Source organism: Lentilitoribacter sp. JB5-8, assembly GCF_055693385.1.
The window spans coordinates 65958-83972 of the sequence record NZ_CM146332.1; the positions used below are offsets into that span (position 1 = coordinate 65958).

General features: G+C 44.4%; 16 protein-coding genes. 8 read left to right on the forward strand and 8 right to left on the reverse strand.

Going from position 1 to position 18015, the window contains the following annotated elements:
* Window positions 1-47: 47 nt before the first annotated feature.
* Window positions 48-1544: a CoA-acylating methylmalonate-semialdehyde dehydrogenase gene (locus ACZ1GZ_RS00360; RefSeq protein WP_472666447.1), complete on the reverse strand. Its 1497-nt coding sequence runs from the start codon at window positions 1542-1544 to the stop codon at window positions 48-50.
* Between the two features lie 118 nt (window positions 1545-1662).
* Here ACZ1GZ_RS00360 and ACZ1GZ_RS00365 point away from each other — a divergent pair, with 118 nt between their 5' ends.
* Window positions 1663-2541: a LysR family transcriptional regulator gene (locus ACZ1GZ_RS00365; RefSeq protein ID WP_472666448.1), complete on the forward strand. Its 879-nt coding sequence runs from the start codon at window positions 1663-1665 to the stop codon at window positions 2539-2541.
* Between the two features lie 12 nt (window positions 2542-2553).
* Here ACZ1GZ_RS00365 and ACZ1GZ_RS00370 read toward each other — a convergent pair whose 3' ends face one another.
* Entirely contained in the window at window positions 2554-3195 is a 642-nt protein-coding gene (locus ACZ1GZ_RS00370; protein ID WP_472666449.1) for a LysE family translocator, read from the reverse strand.
* A gap of 132 nt (window positions 3196-3327) precedes the next feature.
* On the opposite strand from ACZ1GZ_RS00370, the gene ACZ1GZ_RS00375 reads away from it, so the two are divergent.
* The 6 genes from ACZ1GZ_RS00375 (at window position 3328) to ppa (ending at window position 11593) form a co-directional block, all read left to right on the forward strand.
* Window positions 3328-4554 (forward strand): argininosuccinate synthase, encoded by a 1227-nt coding sequence (locus ACZ1GZ_RS00375; RefSeq protein ID WP_472666450.1) that lies wholly within the window; start codon window positions 3328-3330, stop codon window positions 4552-4554.
* 579 nt (window positions 4555-5133) lie between these two features.
* A complete protein-coding gene (locus ACZ1GZ_RS00380) occupies window positions 5134-7209 on the forward strand; it encodes a M3 family metallopeptidase (RefSeq protein ID WP_472666451.1) in 2076 nt (691 codons plus the stop codon).
* 21 nt (window positions 7210-7230) lie between these two features.
* A complete protein-coding gene (locus ACZ1GZ_RS00385; RefSeq protein ID WP_472666452.1) occupies window positions 7231-8223 on the forward strand; it encodes an aldo/keto reductase in 993 nt (330 codons plus the stop codon).
* A gap of 196 nt (window positions 8224-8419) precedes the next feature.
* The gene (gene typA, locus ACZ1GZ_RS00390; protein ID WP_472666453.1) at window positions 8420-10234 is read left to right on the forward strand and encodes a translational GTPase TypA; all 1815 of its coding nucleotides are present in this window, start codon (window positions 8420-8422) and stop codon (window positions 10232-10234) included.
* Window positions 10235-10346: 112 nt separating this feature from the next.
* Window positions 10347-10853 carry a GNAT family N-acetyltransferase gene (locus ACZ1GZ_RS00395; protein WP_472666454.1) on the forward strand — a complete coding sequence of 169 codons (507 nt, stop codon included), beginning with the start codon at window positions 10347-10349 and terminating at the stop codon, window positions 10851-10853.
* Between the two features lie 212 nt (window positions 10854-11065).
* Window positions 11066-11593, forward strand: a complete 528-nt coding sequence (ppa, locus tag ACZ1GZ_RS00400) for an inorganic diphosphatase (protein WP_472666455.1) — start codon at window positions 11066-11068, stop codon at window positions 11591-11593.
* 70 nt (window positions 11594-11663) lie between these two features.
* Here the strand turns inward: ppa and ACZ1GZ_RS00405 are convergent, their stop codons facing one another.
* From ACZ1GZ_RS00405 to ACZ1GZ_RS00425, 5 genes are all read right to left on the reverse strand, one after another.
* On the reverse strand, window positions 11664-11954 hold the full coding sequence (locus tag ACZ1GZ_RS00405) for a YggT family protein (RefSeq protein ID WP_472666456.1): 291 nt from the start codon (window positions 11952-11954) through the stop codon (window positions 11664-11666).
* A gap of 142 nt (window positions 11955-12096) precedes the next feature.
* Window positions 12097-14631 (reverse strand): response regulator, encoded by a 2535-nt coding sequence (locus ACZ1GZ_RS00410; RefSeq protein ID WP_472666457.1) that lies wholly within the window; start codon window positions 14629-14631, stop codon window positions 12097-12099.
* A gap of 158 nt (window positions 14632-14789) precedes the next feature.
* Complete coding sequence (locus tag ACZ1GZ_RS00415) at window positions 14790-15494, reverse strand: rhomboid family intramembrane serine protease (protein WP_472666458.1); 705 nt, start codon at window positions 15492-15494, stop codon at window positions 14790-14792.
* An 82-nt stretch (window positions 15495-15576) separates the two neighbouring features.
* Window positions 15577-16155, reverse strand: a complete 579-nt coding sequence (locus ACZ1GZ_RS00420; protein ID WP_472666459.1) for a cob(I)yrinic acid a,c-diamide adenosyltransferase — start codon at window positions 16153-16155, stop codon at window positions 15577-15579.
* Between the two features lie 2 nt (window positions 16156-16157).
* Complete coding sequence (locus tag ACZ1GZ_RS00425) at window positions 16158-16355, reverse strand: twin transmembrane helix small protein (RefSeq protein WP_472666460.1); 198 nt, start codon at window positions 16353-16355, stop codon at window positions 16158-16160.
* A 244-nt stretch (window positions 16356-16599) separates the two neighbouring features.
* Here ACZ1GZ_RS00425 and ACZ1GZ_RS00430 point away from each other — a divergent pair, with 244 nt between their 5' ends.
* Window positions 16600-16887 carry a hypothetical protein gene (locus tag ACZ1GZ_RS00430; protein WP_472666461.1) on the forward strand — a complete coding sequence of 96 codons (288 nt, stop codon included), beginning with the start codon at window positions 16600-16602 and terminating at the stop codon, window positions 16885-16887.
* Window positions 16888-16891: 4 nt separating this feature from the next.
* On the opposite strand, the gene ACZ1GZ_RS00435 is transcribed toward ACZ1GZ_RS00430, so the two are convergent.
* Complete coding sequence (locus ACZ1GZ_RS00435; protein WP_472666462.1) at window positions 16892-17974, reverse strand: D-alanyl-D-alanine carboxypeptidase family protein; 1083 nt, start codon at window positions 17972-17974, stop codon at window positions 16892-16894.
* Between the last annotated feature and the right edge of the window lie 41 nt (window positions 17975-18015).

An 18015-nucleotide genomic window follows, 5' to 3' on the forward strand; every position in this document is an offset into this window, starting at 1 on the left:
ATCGACGAAAAAAATGGCAGACCAAAGAGCCTGCCACCTGTTTTTTCTTAGTCCATTGTTGGAATGGAGAAGTCTGCACCTTCTCTCGTACCAGAAGGCCAACGCGTCGTAATCGTCTTTGTCTTTGTATAAAAACGAATTGCGTCTGGACCATGTTGGTTCAAATCACCAAATGACGAACGCTTCCAACCACCAAATGTGTGATACGCCAATGGCACAGGAATAGGAACGTTTACGCCAACCATGCCCACTTGTACACGTGAAGTGAAGTCACGTGCTGTGTCGCCATCACGTGTGTAGATCGCAACGCCATTACCATATTCGTGATCATTAGCAAGACCAAGCGCTTCTTCATAATTCTGAGCACGAACAACTGACAAAACCGGACCAAAAATTTCTTCTTTATAGATGCGCATATCTTTGGTTACATTATCAAACAAGCAGCCACCCATGTAGAAGCCATCTTCATAGCCCTGCATTTTGAAATCGCGGCCATCAACAGCAAGGTCCGCGCCTTCATTGATACCAATTTCAACGTAGTTCTTAATGCGTGCGAGTGCTTCAGATGTCACAACTGGACCATAATCTGCATCAGGATCTGTTGAAGGTCCAATCTTAAGCGCTTCAACACGTGGCACCAATTTGTCCATCAAACGATTGGCTGTTTCTTCACCAACCGGAACAGCAACTGAAATTGCCATGCAGCGTTCACCAGCAGAACCATAACCAGCGCCGATTAGCGCGTCAGTTGCTTGATCAAGATCCGCATCCGGCATGATAATCATGTGGTTTTTCGCACCACCGAAACACTGAACGCGTTTTCCGTTTGTGCAGCCGCGACCATAGATATATTCCGCAATTGGTGTTGAACCCACAAAGCCAACGGCCATGATATCTGGATGATCCAAAATCGCATCCACTGATTCTTTATCGCCATTAACGACGTTGAAAATGCCATCTGGAAGACCAGCTTCTTTAAATAATTCGGCAATGCGCATAGGCACGCCCGGATCACGCTCAGATGGTTTCAAAACAAAAGCATTACCGCATGCAATCGCAGGCGCAGCTTTCCATAATGGGATCATCGCCGGGAAGTTAAATGGCGTGATACCTGCAACAACACCCAATGGCTGACGCACGGAATGCAAGTCAATGCCAGGACCTGCACCTTCAGTAAATTCGCTTTTCAGCAAATGCGGAATGCCGATGCAAAATTCAACAACTTCCAGACCACGCTGGATATCACCCTTCGCATCTGGAACTGTTTTGCCGTGCTCTTCCGCAAGCAAAAGCGCAAGCTCATCATATTCTTTATGCACGAGCTCCAAAAACTTCATCAACACGCGAGCGCGACGCTGCGGGTTCACCGCGGCCCAAGCAGGCTGCGCAGCTTTTGCAACAGCGACAGCCTGATCTAATTCATCCTTTGTAGCAAGCGCAACTTTGGCCTGCACTTCACCTGTCATGGGCTTAAAAACGTCAGCTTCACGACCGGATTTGCCAGCAACTTTCTCGCCGCCAATATAATGTCCATATGTTTTCATAAAATCCTCCATTGGTTGGCATGAAGCTTATCGAATTCTCTTGGGACAGAAAAGAGCTTCAATTCTCACTATCATTGTGCAAAAATACATGAATGAAAAACTCTACAGGCAGGCATTTATGAACTGGGATGATTATAGATTTTTCTTGGCCGTAGCGCGGGGTGGCCAATTGAGCGGAGCGGGACGCGCGATGAATGTTGATCACGCAACCGTATCAAGACGCATCAAATCCTTAGAGTTAGAGCTTCAATCCAAACTATTTGATAGCTCTCCGCAAGGTTACTCTCTTACGCCTGAGGGTTTAGAGCTGCTACCCATTGCTGAACAAATGGAGCAAGCAACCCTGAAAGCAGAAGCCGCACTTGTCAATTATGACAAAAAACTCTCTGGAACCGTACGGATCGGCGTTCCTGATGGTGTAGCAGCCTACGTTTTATCCGATGTAGCGAAAACTATCTGCCAAAATTATCCAAAACTGCAAATTCAATTGATTGCAATGCCACAGCAATTCTCGTTATCAAAACGCGAAGTGGATTTCGCAATCACCGTTTCACCTCCACGTTCTGGCCGAACAAAACAGCGCAAAATCACCGATTACACTTTGCATTTATATGGCACAAAATCTTATCTTGATAATGCGCCACCTATCACAACCAAAGAAGACTTAGCCAACCATCGTGGTGTCGGCTACGTACCTGAACTATTACATGACAAAGAATTAGATTACATGCCACTCTTTGGTTCGGAGTTTGAACTCCAGCTAACAAGTACGAGTGTCCATGTACAGCTTTATGCCATCTTAAAAGGAGCTGGGATTGGCATTGTACATGATTTCATGGCGCGCAATCATACCGAACTAATTCCGGTGCTCAAAGATGAAGTGTCTGTGCAGCGCAGCTTCTGGCTTACAGTGCATGAGGACTATGCTCATATTGACCGAATTCGCATATGCATGGATGCGATTGTCGATCATATGCGTCAAGCTTTAGCGGCATAAGGCTCGGCGTGACTACTTGCCTTGCGTAAACAAAATTCGCACAGCAAACATGGAAAAAACGCTAGCAAACCCATAATCCAACCACCGCAAATATTTTGGATTATTTTTGAGCCATGTGGAAATTCTATCCGCGGCAATCACCGTTCCAATGACAATGGGCAGCGCCACAACCGCAAACAAGAAGCCCAAAAATAATAACCGCGCGGTAAAGTTTGGATCGTCAGCGCGCACAAATTGCGGCAGAAAAGTCATAAAGAATATGATGATTTTTGGATTGAGCAAATTTACCCCAAACCCATTGAACCAAAATTTAAATAAGCTTTTCCCACTCGATTGCTTACGTTCAACAGAAAAACTTGAGCTGCCGCGCAACGCTTGAATGGCGAGCCACAACAAATAACCAGCACCTGCGACTTTCAAAATCCAGAATGCTGTCGGAGACGCAACAACCAAAGCCGACAATCCAAATGCGACCAAACAGGTATGGACCAAAATACCTGTTGTGGTGCCAGCCACAATCATCAAACCAGCTTTCACACCGTCGCTTAAGGAGCGCGAAATCATCAAGGTCATATCGGGCCCTGGTGTGATCGCTAGAACGATAGAAGCGGTGCAAAATGCGATTAAGGTTAAACTATCTGGAATAAAGCTCATGAGCTTACCTAACGTTTTCATCCTAATCGGTCAATTATCGAATAATTGGGAGTCGCCAACACGAAATATTTCTTGTATAGCCATGATTATCAGGGTCTGAACCCTTAAATTACTATTCAGGAATAAAATTAGATGACGACGAATAAAGACGTGAAAAAGGTCGTATTGGCCTATTCAGGCGGATTAGACACTTCCATCATTCTTAAATGGCTTCAAAAAGAACTTGGCGCAGAAGTTGTGACTTTCACGGCGGATTTAGGTCAAGGTGACGAGCTGGAACCTGCTCGCAAAAAAGCAGAGCTGATGGGCCTATCAGATGAAAACATCTATATCGAAGATCTTCGCGAAGAGTTCATCTCAAATTACGTCTTTCCTATGTTCCGAGCCAACGCAGTTTATGAAGGTGTTTATCTCCTTGGTACTTCCATCGCGCGTCCGCTCATTTCAAAGCGCTTGGTAGAAATTGCGCGCGAAACAGGCGCTGATGCAATTGCGCATGGCGCAACTGGTAAAGGTAACGATCAGGTTCGTTTTGAACTTGCAGCTTATGCGCTGAACCCAGATATTAAAGTGATCGCACCTTGGCGTGACTGGACAATCAAATCACGCACCGAGTTAATTGAATTCGCCGAAGCACACCAAATTCCAATTCCAAAAGACAAGCGCGGCGAAGCGCCTTTCTCAGTGGATGCAAACATGTTGCACTCTTCATCTGAAGGTAAAGTGCTTGAAGACCCGGCTGAAGAGGCACCAGGTTACGTGTACCAGCGCACGGTTTCTCCTGAAGATGCACCTGATGAAGCGACGATCGTCGAGATCGAGTTCTCAAAAGGTGATGCGGTTGCATTAAATGGCGAGAAAATGTCAGCAGCGACATTGTTCCAAAAGCTCAATGATCTTGGTCGCGACAATGGTATAGGTCGTCTTGATCTTGTTGAGAACCGTTTTGTCGGTATGAAATCTCGCGGTGTTTATGAAACACCAGGTGGCACAATCTTGCTAACGGCACACCGCGCCATGGAATCCATCACGCTTGATCGTGGTGCTGCGCATCTCAAAGACGAATTGATGCCACGCTATGCAGAGCTGATCTATAACGGTTTCTGGTTCTCACCAGAGCGCGAAATGCTTCAGGCCGCAATCGACCACTCACAAAGAGATGTTGAAGGTGTTGTGCGCCTCAAACTTTATAAAGGCAATGTCATTGTCATCGGTCGTGAATCAGCAAAATCGCTTTACAACGATGAGCTAGTAACATTTGAAGATGATCACGGCGCTTATGATCAAAAAGATGCAGCTGGCTTTATTAAGCTCAATGCATTGCGTTTGCGCACACTTGCAGCGCGTGATCTCAAATAAAAAACCTCTCAGGTATTGAATAACATCACCCTCGGCACCATATGAGAAATGATAAGAAATAGTCGAAGCGTGTTGAGGGACCACCACTCAGACTATGCGATAAAAAACCCTCACCGTTGGCCTAACGCACATTCATCGACTACAAAAAGGGTCTGTGCGCGAGAAATGGAGGAATAGCTATGACAGCTTTTCTATCTCTCGAAGCCAACCAAACGGGTAACTGTCAAAGTTACCGACTGGACTGTGGCGTGTATTTACACCCCACGTTGGCATCGATAGTTTTGTTGCTTTCCAGGTTTGGTTAAATTGAAAAGGCGGGAGCTTTGCTCCCGCTTTTTTATTGCGTTATTAAAAGTGGATTGCCAAATGGCAAATTAAATTACCCCATCGGTTCACTAACCGGTGGGGTTTTTTAATGAATAAGAGAGAACCACCTAATGATTGCTCACGCATACATCACCGAGGCATCACTGAGGCATCACCAAGCGATAAAAAATAAATGATCGAAAAAGATCTTTTTGAAAAGCGCTTAAAGACCTATATGGATAAGATACGTTTTGACCACAATAGGAACATATCTTGTCTGACAATTCTACCCAAACCGATATTTCAAACCTAACCAACTGGAATGGACCTTTCGATCTGCCGCAATTTGAGGCGCTTCAAGATGCTGATTTCAGAACCGCATTTGATGTGACATTAAAGCGGGATAAAGAGCAGACTTTGGAAATCGCTAACAATCCAGACGAACCGACTTATGAAAACACAATAGTCGCGTTTGAAGTGATGGATTCAGGACTTGGGAAAGTTGCAAGCCTATTTTATTCACGTGCTGGCAATGACACCGATGATCGCATCAAAGAAATCGAACGAGAAATCGCACCAAAACTTGCGGCACACCATTCTGAAATGTCGATGAACCCGGAAGCTTTCGCCCGAATTGATGCACTATATCAAAAACGCGAAGAACTTGATCTCTCGACCGAAGAATTTGAAGTGTTGGAAAAATACTGGCGTGGCTATGTCAAAAACGGTGCCAAGCTAGAAGATGATGATAAAAAACGCCTCGCGGAAATCACCTCAGAACTTGCAGTGCTTTATACAAATTTTGGCCAAAACGTCCTCGCTGACAGCAATGATTGGACTTTGCATCTCACAAAAGACGAAGAAATTGCCGGCTTACCAGACTTTTTGCTCGACACACTCAAAGCGCAAGCCAAAGAGCGCGGTTTGGATGATGATGGATATCTTCTCACTCTGTCACGTCCTGTTTTAGCGCCATTCATGCAGTTTAGTACGCGACGTGATTTGCGTGAAAAAGCATATCGCGCTGGGGTTTCTCGTGGCTCCCGCGGTGGTGAGACCGATAACGTAGAGAACATTAAAAACATTTTAAAGCTCCGCAAAGAGAAAGCCAAACTGCTTGGCTATAATAACTTTGCTGAAGTACGCCTTGAAAACACCATGGCAAAATCTGCGGACAACGTGAATAAGCTGCTGCATGATGTTTGGCCGCGCGCATTAGAACGCGCCAAAGAAGAAGAAGCTGAACTTCTCGCGCTTGCACAGGAGATGGGTCATAACGATATCATCGAACCTTGGGATTGGCGTTTTTATTCCGAGAAATTGCGTGAGAAAAAATTCAATTTCTCAGAAGCTGAAATCAAGCCATACTTCCAGCTCGACCAAATTATCGATGCAAGCTTTGACGTTGCAAACCGCTTGTTTGGTCTCACCTTCAAACAGCGCGAAGACATCACACCACATCATCCAGATGCGAAGGTGTTTGAAGTCTTTGATCCAAACGGCAAGACAAAGGCGATCTTTATTGCTGACTATTTTGCCCGGCCTTCCAAACGCTCTGGCGCTTGGATGAGTGCTTATCAAGGCCAGCACAAGCTCAAGACAATTGATGGCAAAGACGGTAAAATGCCGTTCATCTACAACATCATGAATTTTGCTAAACCAGCAGAGGGTGAGCCTGCGCTCCTTTCAGCCGATGATGCGCGCACTCTGTTCCACGAGTTTGGTCATGCGTTACACGGCATCTTATCTGACGTTACCTATCCAAGTGTCTCGGGCACATCTGTATCGCGTGATTTTGTCGAACTCCCATCGCAACTTTACGAACACTGGTTAACGGTGCCAGAGATTTTAAAGAAACACGCCACACATTATAAAACCGGCGAAGCAATCCCAGCTGAACTCGTTGAAAAACTGATCAAGTCTCAGACTTTCAATAATGGTTATGAGACACTTGGTTATTGTGCCAGTTCGTTCGTCGATATCGCTTTCCACACAGCTGATGAGGTTGAAGACCCGCTAAAATTCCAGGAAGAGCTCTTGGAAACACTTCAAATGCCACATGCGGTTTCAATGTATCATCGCGCACCGCATTTCTTGCATGTATTCTCAAGTGAAGGATATGCGGCAGGCTATTATTCTTACATGTGGTCAGAAGTTTTGGATTCAGATGCGTTTGCCGCGTTTGAAGAAACAGACAATCCGTTTAACCCGGAGCTTGCAAAACTACTGCATGACCACATCTATTCCAAAGGTGGCTCTGAAAAACCGGAAGTCCTTTATGAGAAGTTCCGCGGTAGAATGCCAACACCTGAAGCAATGATCAAAAAACGCGGGCTTGAAACTGCGTAAAGCAATTTATTGGGGGAAATAATGAAACAGCGTCAATTAGGACAAAATGGCCCCATGGTCGGGGCCATCGGTTTAGGCTGTATGTCAATTGCAGGCTTTTACGGTGAATGTGATGTGAAAACCGCTCATGCAACGCTTGCAAAAGCGCATGAGATCGGCATGACACATCTCGACACCGCAAAAATCTATGGTGAAGGCATTTCAGAAAACATCATTGGAGAGTTCTTAAAAGATAATCCCGATAAGAAATTCACCATCGCAACGAAGGGCGGGATTAACACCACCCCGCCAAGAAGCTTTGATAATTCAAAAGAATATCTAACCGAGTGTCTTGAAGGTTCATTAAAGCGATTGGGCGTTGATCACGTAGATCTTTATTATATCCATCGTCGCGATCAGAGAATTCCCATCGAAGATGTTATGGAAACTCTGGTCAAATTCATTGAGCAGGGAAAAATCGGCGCAATCGGCCTGTCTGAAATTTCTCCAGCGACCCTTGAGCGCGCCAGCGCAATTCATCCAGTTGCTGCGGTTCAAAATGAATATTCACTTTGGACACGTCAGCCGGAACTTGGCCTCATTCAAGCCTGCAAACGTTTGGGAACAACATTTGTGCCGTTCTCACCTGTTGGTCGAGGCATATTAACAGACCATGCTGCAAGTTTTGATGTCAGTGCTTATGACTATAACCGCTTTATGAATACCAACCCGCGCTTTATGGAGCCTAATTTTTCTGCCAATCAGAAGAAGATAGATCGTTTCAGAGCCTATGCTGCGGATAAAAATGTCAGTACAGCAGGTTTAGCGATCGCTTGGACCCTGGCTATGGATGAAGGTGCGATACCTATTCCGGGCACCAGAACGGTCGAACATTTGTTAGAATGTGCACAAGGCGCTGAAATCAATTTATCACAAAATGAATTGGCCGAGATTGAGGAAATCCTTCCAGTCGGCTTTGCCCATGGCAGCCGATATTCAGACGAACAAAAGATCGGCCCAGAAGACTATTGCTAGTCTGATAGCATCAAAAAACGTTTATAATTTGGGGTAATAGTCTACGCCGGTAACCATTCCGGCGTTTTAGGTCTTTTGTTTTTGGCAAAAACCGTGTATCGAGCGCCCAAGAGGCGTTGCTGCATGGGAATAATTCCCGCCGACGCCAATAAATTTAACCATATATAGCCAATCCTCCCTAAAAGGCGATACGAAAATGACACTGCGCAACATTGCGATCATTGCCCATGTTGACCATGGCAAAACAACTCTTGTTGACGAGATGATGAAACAATCATCTACATTCCGCGACAATCAAGCAACCGAAGAACGCATGATGGATTCCAACGATCTGGAACGCGAGCGCGGCATTACAATTCTAGCCAAAGCAACATCTATTGAGTGGGAAGGCCTTCGCATCAACATCGTTGATACCCCAGGCCACGCCGATTTTGGTGGTGAAGTTGAACGTATTTTGAACATGGTGGACGGTGCTATCGTTTTGGTAGATGCAGCCGAAGGCCCAATGCCGCAAACAAAATTCGTTGTGGGTAAAGCACTTAAGGTTGGCCTAAAGCCAATTGTTGCCATCAACAAAGTTGACCGTTCTGATGCTCGTGCAGAAGAAGTTGTCGATGAAGTGTTTGATTTGTTCGCCAGCTTGGATGCGACAGATGAGCAACTTGATTTCCCAATTTTGTACGGTTCAGGCCGTTCCGGCTGGATGAACTCAGAGCTTGATGGCGATCAATCTGAAGGTCTTCAACCAATGTTCAAATTGATCTCTGAACATGTTGCAGAACCTGTTGTTGAAGAAGGTCCTTTCTCAATGATCGGCACAATCTTGGAAGCCAACAACTTTCTTGGTCGTATTATCACAGGTCGCATCAATTCAGGCTCGATCAAACCAAACCAACCAGTTAAAGTTTTGCATGCTGATGGCAAAACACTTGAAACTGGCCGTATCTCTAAAATCCTTGCCTTCCGCGGCATGGAGCGTGTGACACTAGATGAAGCCCACGCGGGTGACATTGTCGCAATCGCAGGTCTTTCAAAAGGCACTGTTGCTGATACATTCTGCGATCCATCGATCAACACACCAATGGTTGCACAGCCAATTGATCCACCAACAGTGACCATGTCGTTTATCGTCAACGATTCACCACTTGCTGGTACTGAAGGCGATAAAGTAACATCTCGTGTTATCCGTGATCGTCTCTTTAAAGAAGCCGAAGGCAATGTTGCGCTGAAAATTGAAGAAGCTGATGACAAAGATTCATTTTATGTTTCTGGTCGCGGCGAATTGCAGCTTGCCGTTTTGATCGAAACGATGCGCCGCGAAGGTTTTGAGATCGCCGTATCTCGCCCACGCGTTGTGATGAAAGAAGAAAACGGCGAAAAACTTGAGCCGATTGAAGAAGTCGTCATCGATGTGGATGAAGAATATTCAGGCGTCATCGTTCAGAAAATGTCTGAGCGCAAAGGTGACATGATCGAGCTTCGTTCATCAGGTGGCACACGTCAGCGTCTTGTCTTCCATGCGCCAACGCGTGGCCTGATTGGCTACCAGTCTGAGCTTATGACCGATACACGCGGTACAGCAATCATGAACCGTTTGTTCCACGCTTATGAGCCTTACAAAGGCCCAATTGGCGGACGTAATAACGGCGTTCTAATCTCACAAGAACAAGGTGAATCTGTTGCATATGCAATGTTCAACCTTGAAGATCGTGGTCCATTTATCATTGGTTCTGGTGAGAAAGTTTACGCGGGCATGATCGTGGGCATCCACAATCGTCCAAACGATCTTGAAGTCAACATTCTAAAAGGTAAAAAGCTCACAAACATGCGCGCATCCGGTAAGGATGAAGCGGTTAAGCTGACAACACCAATTAAGATGACTCTTGAGCGTGCCTTGTCATGGATCCAAGACGATGAATTAATGGAAGTAACACCAAAAAATATTCGCCTTCGCAAGCTCTATTTGGACACCCATGAGCGCAAGCGTTTTGAGAAAGCTCGTGCTTCTTAAGTAGCGTTTTTCATAAAATTTCCAAACCGCCTTCAGTTATGAAACTGTGGGCGGTTTTTTTAATTTAAAAAAATCCTTTATAAATGGTTAAAAATGTCTTTTACTAAGCCTCATGGATGCTTTGACGATAGACATACGACCGGCAGAACCCGAAGACACTTGGCAGGTTGCTCAGACCCATCGCTTGTCGTGGGAAGGTGCGTATAACGGTTTGCTTCCACATAAATCACTGCGAGAAATGTTTGAACGACGTAATGCCAATTGGTGGGAACGCGCAATCAAAGGCTCAGCAAATGTTTTGGTGCTTGATGTGGGCAATGTCATTGCTGGTTACACAACACTGGGTGTTAATCGCGTCAAAGAGCTCAGCCAACAAGGCGAAATCTATGAGCTTTATCTCAGACCAGAATTTCAAGGTGTTGGCTTAGGTCAGAAACTTTTCACTGAATCTCGTCGTTTCCTTAACAGTTTGGGGCACCAAGGCTGCGTCGTCTGGAGCCTTGATGACAACACAGGTGCAAAACAGTTTTACAAAGCCATGGGCGGACAAAAAGTTGCTTCCGGTCACGAGACTTTCGACGGCAAACGTTTTGGTAAAATCGCATACGCCTGGTCGTAATACACCCTATCAAACAGCTTCATCCAGTAATTAATTGCAGGTATTGGAACAAAATCGCACTCTCGCGTGCTTTCAACCTTTACAAATTTATTTTGCAGCGCAATAAACCGTTCAAACTTATTTAAACAACATCTCGTATGTGATGGTCACTGACTTGCTTTGTCTAGCAATGAAACGATCTAAAAATACAAGAATTATATTGGAGCAGCTTTATGCGCATCGACGCGATTAAAATTGGTAACAATCCACCAGAAGACATCAACGTAATTATCGAAGTCCCTGTTGGAGGCCATCCAATCAAATACGAATTGGACAAAGATTCTGGCACACTGGTTGTCGACCGCTTTTTGTACACACCAATGACATATCCGGGCAATTACGGTTTTGTCCCACATACGCTTTCAGACGATGGCGATCCAATTGATGTATTGGTTTGTAACACACGTCCATTGATCCCAGGCTGCGTCATCAATGTTCGTCCTGTCGGCGTTCTCGTGATGGAAGACAATTCAGGTGAAGATGAGAAAATCATCGCTGTGCCTTCAACAGAACTTACAAAACGCTATGACAATGTAAATGACATTTCAGATATGCCAGAAATCACATTGCAGCAGATCGAACACTTCTTCGAACACTATAAAGATTTAGAACCTGGCAAATGGGTTAAGATTGGCGATTGGCAAAATTCTGATCGCGCACGTGAGCTTATCGTTTCTGCGATTGAGCGTGCTAAAGCTTAAGATAAAAGATTACTTTAAACAAAAAAAGCGGCTGTCAAAGCCGCTTTTTTATTGTCTAATTTCGAGTTTATTACATGAACATTGGTCGAATAGAAGTCGCCAAGAAAATACGCAGGAAATAAATACCAAACAAAAGCGCGATCGGTGACAAATCAAGGCCACCAAGATTTGGTAGAATGTTACGGATTGGGCGCAAAACCGGCTCAGTTAATTTAAACAAAAACTCGCCAATCATGCCGACAAACTGATTACCAGAATTCACCACATTAAAAGCGTATAACCATGAAAAAATAACACTACCAATGACGATCCAAGTGTAGAATCCTAAAATCGCATCCAGTGTCGCAAAAACCGCAATCATTTAAATCTCCGTTTTTTGTTTGCTTTAATCGCACTCGAATACGACATACAAACAAAGCAAGTCCAAGTTATGTCTTATAGCTATGTAGTGATTTCCTATACGGACAGCAAGAGCAATTAAAAAATATGGTTTACATACAAAATTACGCGCGTTTTGCAGTTGAAGAGCCTGCAGATTGTCCATCCAGCCAATTTGAAATCTTTGAGTTGAGCATCTCAGGCGAGATTGGCTTGGTCATATAATCATCCATACCAGCATCACGGCAATTTTGCTCATCCGTTTTCATCGCATGCGCTGTAACGGCTATGATCGGAGTGTGGTGTAAACCTTCAGCTTCTTCGATGCGGCGAATTTCCCGCGTTGCCTCATGCCCATTCATATGCGGCATAGATACATCCATAACAATGACTTTAGGCGCCCTTTTGCGCCAAAGTGTAACAGCTTCTCGCCCATCATTGGCAATTTCAAAATCAAGATCAATCTGTTTAAGCGCTTCGGAGAACACAATCTGATTAACAGGATTGTCTTCAGCAACAAGAACAGTCAGACTAGGTTGCTCTTCAACTGATGCTGATACGTGTTCAACTTCTTCAGCAATGCACTCTGCAGCGTCCACAATGGGTTCGGAGTGCTGCAACTCAATGTTTTGTGGATCGGCGGGCGTTTCTTTGCTTGCAGCAGCCATTTCCGGCTCAGGCTGCTCTAAAGGATGGCTTTGTGACCTCTGACGCTTAGAGAGAATAGAATCGATGGTCGATTTAAGCAGTTTGCTGCGTGCAGGTTTAGACACATGCCCCTCAATATTCGCATCAGATAACTGTTCCAACTCATGCGCTTGATCGACGGATGATAAAATCAAAATCGGTGTATCAGCAATCTCATTAGTTGCGCGAACCGCTTTAACGACATCCGCGCCATTCATATCCGGCATATGGAAATCGAGAACTACAAGATCAACCGGAGCCTGATGCTGAGCTTGAGCATATTCTAAGAACTTAATCCCGATAGGTCCTGATTCAACCGCGACACATTCATGTCCCCAGCCCGTAAGTTGTTCGGTAAGAATTGTCCGGTTGATTTCATTATCATCAATAACCAAGATTCTTGCGTTAGCGATATTTTCGCCATTATTAGAATATTCAATTTCTTTGGCCGATTCTATTGGCAGATCAATGGTGAAATTAAAATTGGAGCCATAGTTTAGACGACTTGAAACCCGGATTTGACCACCCATAAGCGATACAAGACGCGCTGAGATCGCAAGGCCAAGACCTGTGCCCTCATGTTTACGAGTTGTCGAACCATCAACTTGGCTAAACTTCTCAAATACATGACTAATGCGATCTTCTGGAATTCCTATTCCTGTATCTTCAATTTCAATTTTGATACTGGCAATTTGATTGCCACTGTTATCATCATGGATTTTACAAGTTGTGCGCACAAGAACATGGCCCACTTCCGTAAATTTAACAGCGTTACCAATTAAATTGGTGAGCACCTGACGTAATCGACCACAGTCACCCATCACCATTTCAGGCGTATTTGGATCAATACCTAAAATAAGCTCGATATTTTTTTCCGCAGCACGCGAGCTCATCAAAGCGCCGACATCTTCAATGGATTCAACTAAATTAAATGGTGCATCAATTAGTTTGAGCTGAGCGGCTTCGATTTTTGAGAAATCCAAGATATCATTGATAATGGTCAAAAGCGCATTACCGGATTTGATAATCACATCTGCAAAGGTCTTCTGCCGTGTATCCAATTCCGTCTTTGACAGCAATTCTGCCATTCCCAAAACACCATTCATCGGTGTGCGAATTTCATGGCTCATTGTGGCCAAAAATTCAGATTTCGCTTTATCAGCAGCCTGAGCTTTCTCTAGTGCTTTGTTTGCCTCTTGAGTTTTCGCATTAAGCTTAGAGAATAAGCGCCTGAGAATAATATCAACTGGTAAGAACACAAAAAGAGCCAAGCCAATCAACGTCAGAATGCTCATGATTAGGACTTCTTTTTGTGTCTGGGATTGCAGTTCAACAAATCCAGCCAAATATTCTTTTAAGAAACTTTGTGTGTCATTAATGCGCGACTTTAAAAAATCATCAAATCGGTCGACAAACATTTCAGCAGCAAGATGCATATTTGCTTCAGATTTTGCTGAACGCAAATACTTACTATCCGTTGACTGCTTTACAACTTCAAACGGATTATCTGAATCTTTAAAAATCTTTTCGCGCGCGAATTCTGCTCGAAATTCAGTAGGCGCCTTTTTCCAAAGCCGTTCTAAAACCTTAACTTGCTCAAACAATATTCCTAAATCAGCTAACTGTATCCGGCGTGCAACCTGAATCTTCTTCTCGGGTTCCGCAGTTTTGTAGAACTCTTCTTGCTCTTCCGAAGTAAATCCCTCGATACGAGTATCAACAGCATCGGGAGAAAAGACCCGGGTTAAGATGCGGGCACGTTTTGCAGCATCATTAAAGCCAGTGCTGATTTTGCTGAACTGATTGGACAAAGCAATCATGCTTTGGATGCGCGTTTCGTTTGCTTTTTGTTCAATATAAACTTGATAGCTCATAAATCCCATAATGATGAGCGCAGCAACATAGCTTACCCGCAACCACATCATGGATTTGCGTGCACTTCTTAGAGCATCATCATCAACTGGCTTGGCCATAAAACACACCTAAAACCGAAAATTTCAGGAAGAGTTTAGGTGTTTTTTATTAATGATCTGTTATTTATAATTCCAAGAAAACGTGTTCTTGCCAGTAAGAATTGGTGTTTTTTTGAAAATTTTTACCCACCAGCTTAGGCTTTGCCGAAAATTAAACACTACTCGGTGGCAGGCGTCACTTTTGCAAATAATCGCACACCTTTGCGCTTCATCAGCACAATAAGAATGGCTCCGGCGATAATACCGCCCACATGACCACCCCATGCAACCTGCCCATCGGCATCATAAATCAACATAAAGAACTGAAAGAGGATCCATAAAGTTAACGCCAAATAGCTCGGGAGAGGAAGCGGAATACGGCCAAATGCCAAAATCCATATCCGAACACGGGGATGAAGCAACAAATAAGCGGAAACCATGCCAGACGCTGCGCCGGATGCACCGATGAGCGGGCTATCCGAACTTGGATCCAAAAGGCCATGTGCAAGGGCGCCAGCTGCTGCGCACAAGAGATAAAATATTAAAAACCTAAAATGCCCTAGAGCGTCTTCAACATTATCACTGAAAATCCACAAAAACGCCATGTTACCGGCCAAGTGAATAAATCCACCATGAACGAACGAATAGCTAATAGACGTAAACCATGGTGGAAAAATTGCCAGATCAGGCGATAGTTCCTTAATATCAAAAGCGACTGAAGGGATGTAACCATAGCCCAAGACGATCTGCTCGCTGAAATCACTACGCTCACCCGAAAGCCACATAACAACCCACATGCCAACATTTAAGATGATAAGTATGAGCGTGACCCATTGGAAACGAATGTGCTCCAAATCATTCTGATCATATAAAGGTATGAACATTCACGTGTTTCCTGCGTCTCTTAAGGGCACAGTAAACCATCAAATTTGATTATTGAAGCGATTTATCGTTGTAAAACCGCGATTATCGGTTTTTGCCTGGAACCCACAAAACATCGTCAGCACCCTTATTGTTGCACCATCTAGCAGCTACAAACAAAAAGTCAGACAACCGATTTACATATTTAAGCGCGTTCTTGTTAATGGTCTCGTCTGGGTTTTCAGACAAATGGGAGATGATGCGTTCTGCGCGCCGCGCAATTGTACGCGCCAAATGAAGATGCGTTGCGCTTGCAGATCCACCGGGCAATATGAATGACTTCAACGGCGAAAGATCGGCATTTAACCTATCAATATCGCCTTCAAGGCGTAACACCTGCCCTTCAGTAATACGCAAAGGTTCATAGTCCAATTCACTATCTGCCTGCGCTGTCGCCAGATCTGCACCCAAGTCAAAACAATCGTTTTGAATGAGACCCAACATAACTTCCACTTCGCTGCCTGCATCTAAATGAAGGCGAGCAGCACCAATGAAAGAGTTCAACTCATCAACGGTTCCATATGCTTCGATCCGCAGATCATGTTTCACACGGCGTTCCCCGCCAACAAGTGCTGTTGTGCCGTCGTCACCGGTTTTGGTGTAAATTTTGTTCAAGGTGACCATGACTAGCGCCCTCCACCGGTGAGCCAAAGTGTAATCACGATCAATGCAATCGCAATAAACTGTAAAAACAATCTCATCCGCATGAGTTTATTCGATAAATTCCCATCACCGCCCTTGAGCATGACCAATAGTCCACGAACAAGAACGAAAGCGACTGCAATCATGAAGATGATTGCCAAAACATAGGTGAATGAAGCCATTTATAACCCTTAACTTTATTGCTTATACGTGATGAGCGTTCTTTCAGTTTGGTTTTGGTACAATTGAATTATGTAAATTGAAAGCCCAAAATTTGATCACAGCCAACTTAGCAAAAAGCTTAGGTTACATAAAATTTTATATTTCTTCTCAACACTCTTTTCACGCCATATTCAAAACCTCAATGCACCCGTTATATGGATATGTTATCTCTTAAGCTCGGGGGGCCGCTGAAAGGACGGCCAAATGTTTTCACAAATAATGACCGGGTTAGACCTGACAGGAATATCCCTTATGCTCATACTGAGCTTCTTTTTAAGCTATTCCATGGATCTGATCATGCACCGGCATGGTTTTGGCATATGGGGAACAATGGCGATTATGAATGTGCAATTCATCGTCGGCTTTTACTTTTCCAACAAGTATTTATATGGAGACATAACCCTCAATCAACACTTATTGATTGCGCTTGCTGTTGCCTTTGGAACAATTCTTTTCCTTGCGCTAATCAAGACACGCCTGACCAAAGCGTGACGATTTAACGCTGCAATGTTGGTGCTGGAATAGGAACATTTTTCAAGTTTGAGAGCTTCGTCGCAGGACGAGGATTGCGGTAAGGAGCCGAAGCAATCTTCGGAGCAATTCTCAGTGCTTTGATATGAGGCGATGCTTCGCGGATCTTAACTTCAAGATCACGACCGTCAAGGCGCGCAGCACGGGCTTCTTTTGTACAAATTTGATTGCGGATGTTTGCAAGCTGATTTCGAGTTTGTCCATAAGGCTTCATACTTGAGAGTCGCCCTCCTGACCGCTTTCCAGAAAACCCGGCCTGCAACAGATTAGCCGCCAGTCCGGCACGCTCTTCTTGGCTTTTAGCACCCAGTACAACAGCAACAATGGATTTGCTCCCGCGAGTTGCAGAACTTACTAGGTTAAAACCAGATGCACAAATATAGCCTGTTTTCATACCGTCAGCACCGGAAAAACGACCAAGCAAGAGGTTATAATTTGGATAAGTTTTCTTACCGGTAGAGATGCCACCTAGACCAAAATAGCCCTTATATCGGGGAAACTCCTTTTTAAGAGCAACGCCCAACACGGCCATGTCATACGCGTTTGTATACTGCCCATTACCCGGCAAGCCATTGGGATTTACAAATCGCGTGTTGTTCATACCCAAACGTTTCGCTTCACGGTTCATCATCGCAACAAAATTTGCTTCGGAACCCGCCACACGCTCACCAATGGCAACTGCAACGTCATTAGCAGATTTAACCAAAAGGTATTTCAAAGCCGAATCTATCGTAAATTCCGTCCCAGGTTTGAAATACATTTTACTGGCTGGTTTTGACGCAGCATATGTGCTCATCGTTACCATTGAATCAAAACTCAGCTTACGGTTTTTAATTTCGCGAAAAACAACATAAGCGGTCATAAGTTTGGTCAAAGATGCGGGATACCATTTTTGAAACGCTTGACTGTGTTGAACCACACGACCGGATTTTACATCTACCGCAATATAAGGGCCAGCAGCCTTTGCAGGATTTAACAAACTCAGAAACGCAAAACTCAGTAGAACAACAAGTTTCGAACTCAATCGCTTATTTAAAATATCACTCATTTTGTCCCCGTAGCCCTTGATAAGGTTTGACTATATAAACA

Bases quoted from the DNA above. Each gene is read 5' to 3' on its own strand.
- ACZ1GZ_RS00430 (WP_472666461.1), top strand. From the start codon at position 16,600: ATGTTTTCACAAATAATGACCGGGTTAGACCTGACAGGAATATCCCTT.
- ACZ1GZ_RS00375 (WP_472666450.1), top strand. From the start codon at position 3,328: ATGACGACGAATAAAGACGTGAAAAAGGTCGTATTGGCCTATTCAGGC.
- ACZ1GZ_RS00410 (WP_472666457.1), bottom strand. From the start codon at position 14,631: ATGGCCAAGCCAGTTGATGATGATGCTCTAAGAAGTGCACGCAAATCC.
- typA (WP_472666453.1), top strand. From the start codon at position 8,420: ATGACACTGCGCAACATTGCGATCATTGCCCATGTTGACCATGGCAAA.
- ppa (WP_472666455.1), top strand. From the start codon at position 11,066: ATGCGCATCGACGCGATTAAAATTGGTAACAATCCACCAGAAGACATC.
- ACZ1GZ_RS00435 (WP_472666462.1), bottom strand. From the start codon at position 17,974: ATGAGTGATATTTTAAATAAGCGATTGAGTTCGAAACTTGTTGTTCTA.
- ACZ1GZ_RS00405 (WP_472666456.1), bottom strand. From the start codon at position 11,954: ATGATTGCGGTTTTTGCGACACTGGATGCGATTTTAGGATTCTACACT.
- ACZ1GZ_RS00425 (WP_472666460.1), bottom strand. From the start codon at position 16,355: ATGGCTTCATTCACCTATGTTTTGGCAATCATCTTCATGATTGCAGTC.
- ACZ1GZ_RS00360 (WP_472666447.1), bottom strand. From the start codon at position 1,544: ATGAAAACATATGGACATTATATTGGCGGCGAGAAAGTTGCTGGCAAA.
- ACZ1GZ_RS00365 (WP_472666448.1), top strand. From the start codon at position 1,663: ATGAACTGGGATGATTATAGATTTTTCTTGGCCGTAGCGCGGGGTGGC.
- ACZ1GZ_RS00395 (WP_472666454.1), top strand. From the start codon at position 10,347: ATGGATGCTTTGACGATAGACATACGACCGGCAGAACCCGAAGACACT.
- ACZ1GZ_RS00385 (WP_472666452.1), top strand. From the start codon at position 7,231: ATGAAACAGCGTCAATTAGGACAAAATGGCCCCATGGTCGGGGCCATC.
- ACZ1GZ_RS00415 (WP_472666458.1), bottom strand. From the start codon at position 15,494: ATGTTCATACCTTTATATGATCAGAATGATTTGGAGCACATTCGTTTC.
- ACZ1GZ_RS00370 (WP_472666449.1), bottom strand. From the start codon at position 3,195: ATGAGCTTTATTCCAGATAGTTTAACCTTAATCGCATTTTGCACCGCT.
- ACZ1GZ_RS00420 (WP_472666459.1), bottom strand. From the start codon at position 16,155: ATGGTCACCTTGAACAAAATTTACACCAAAACCGGTGACGACGGCACA.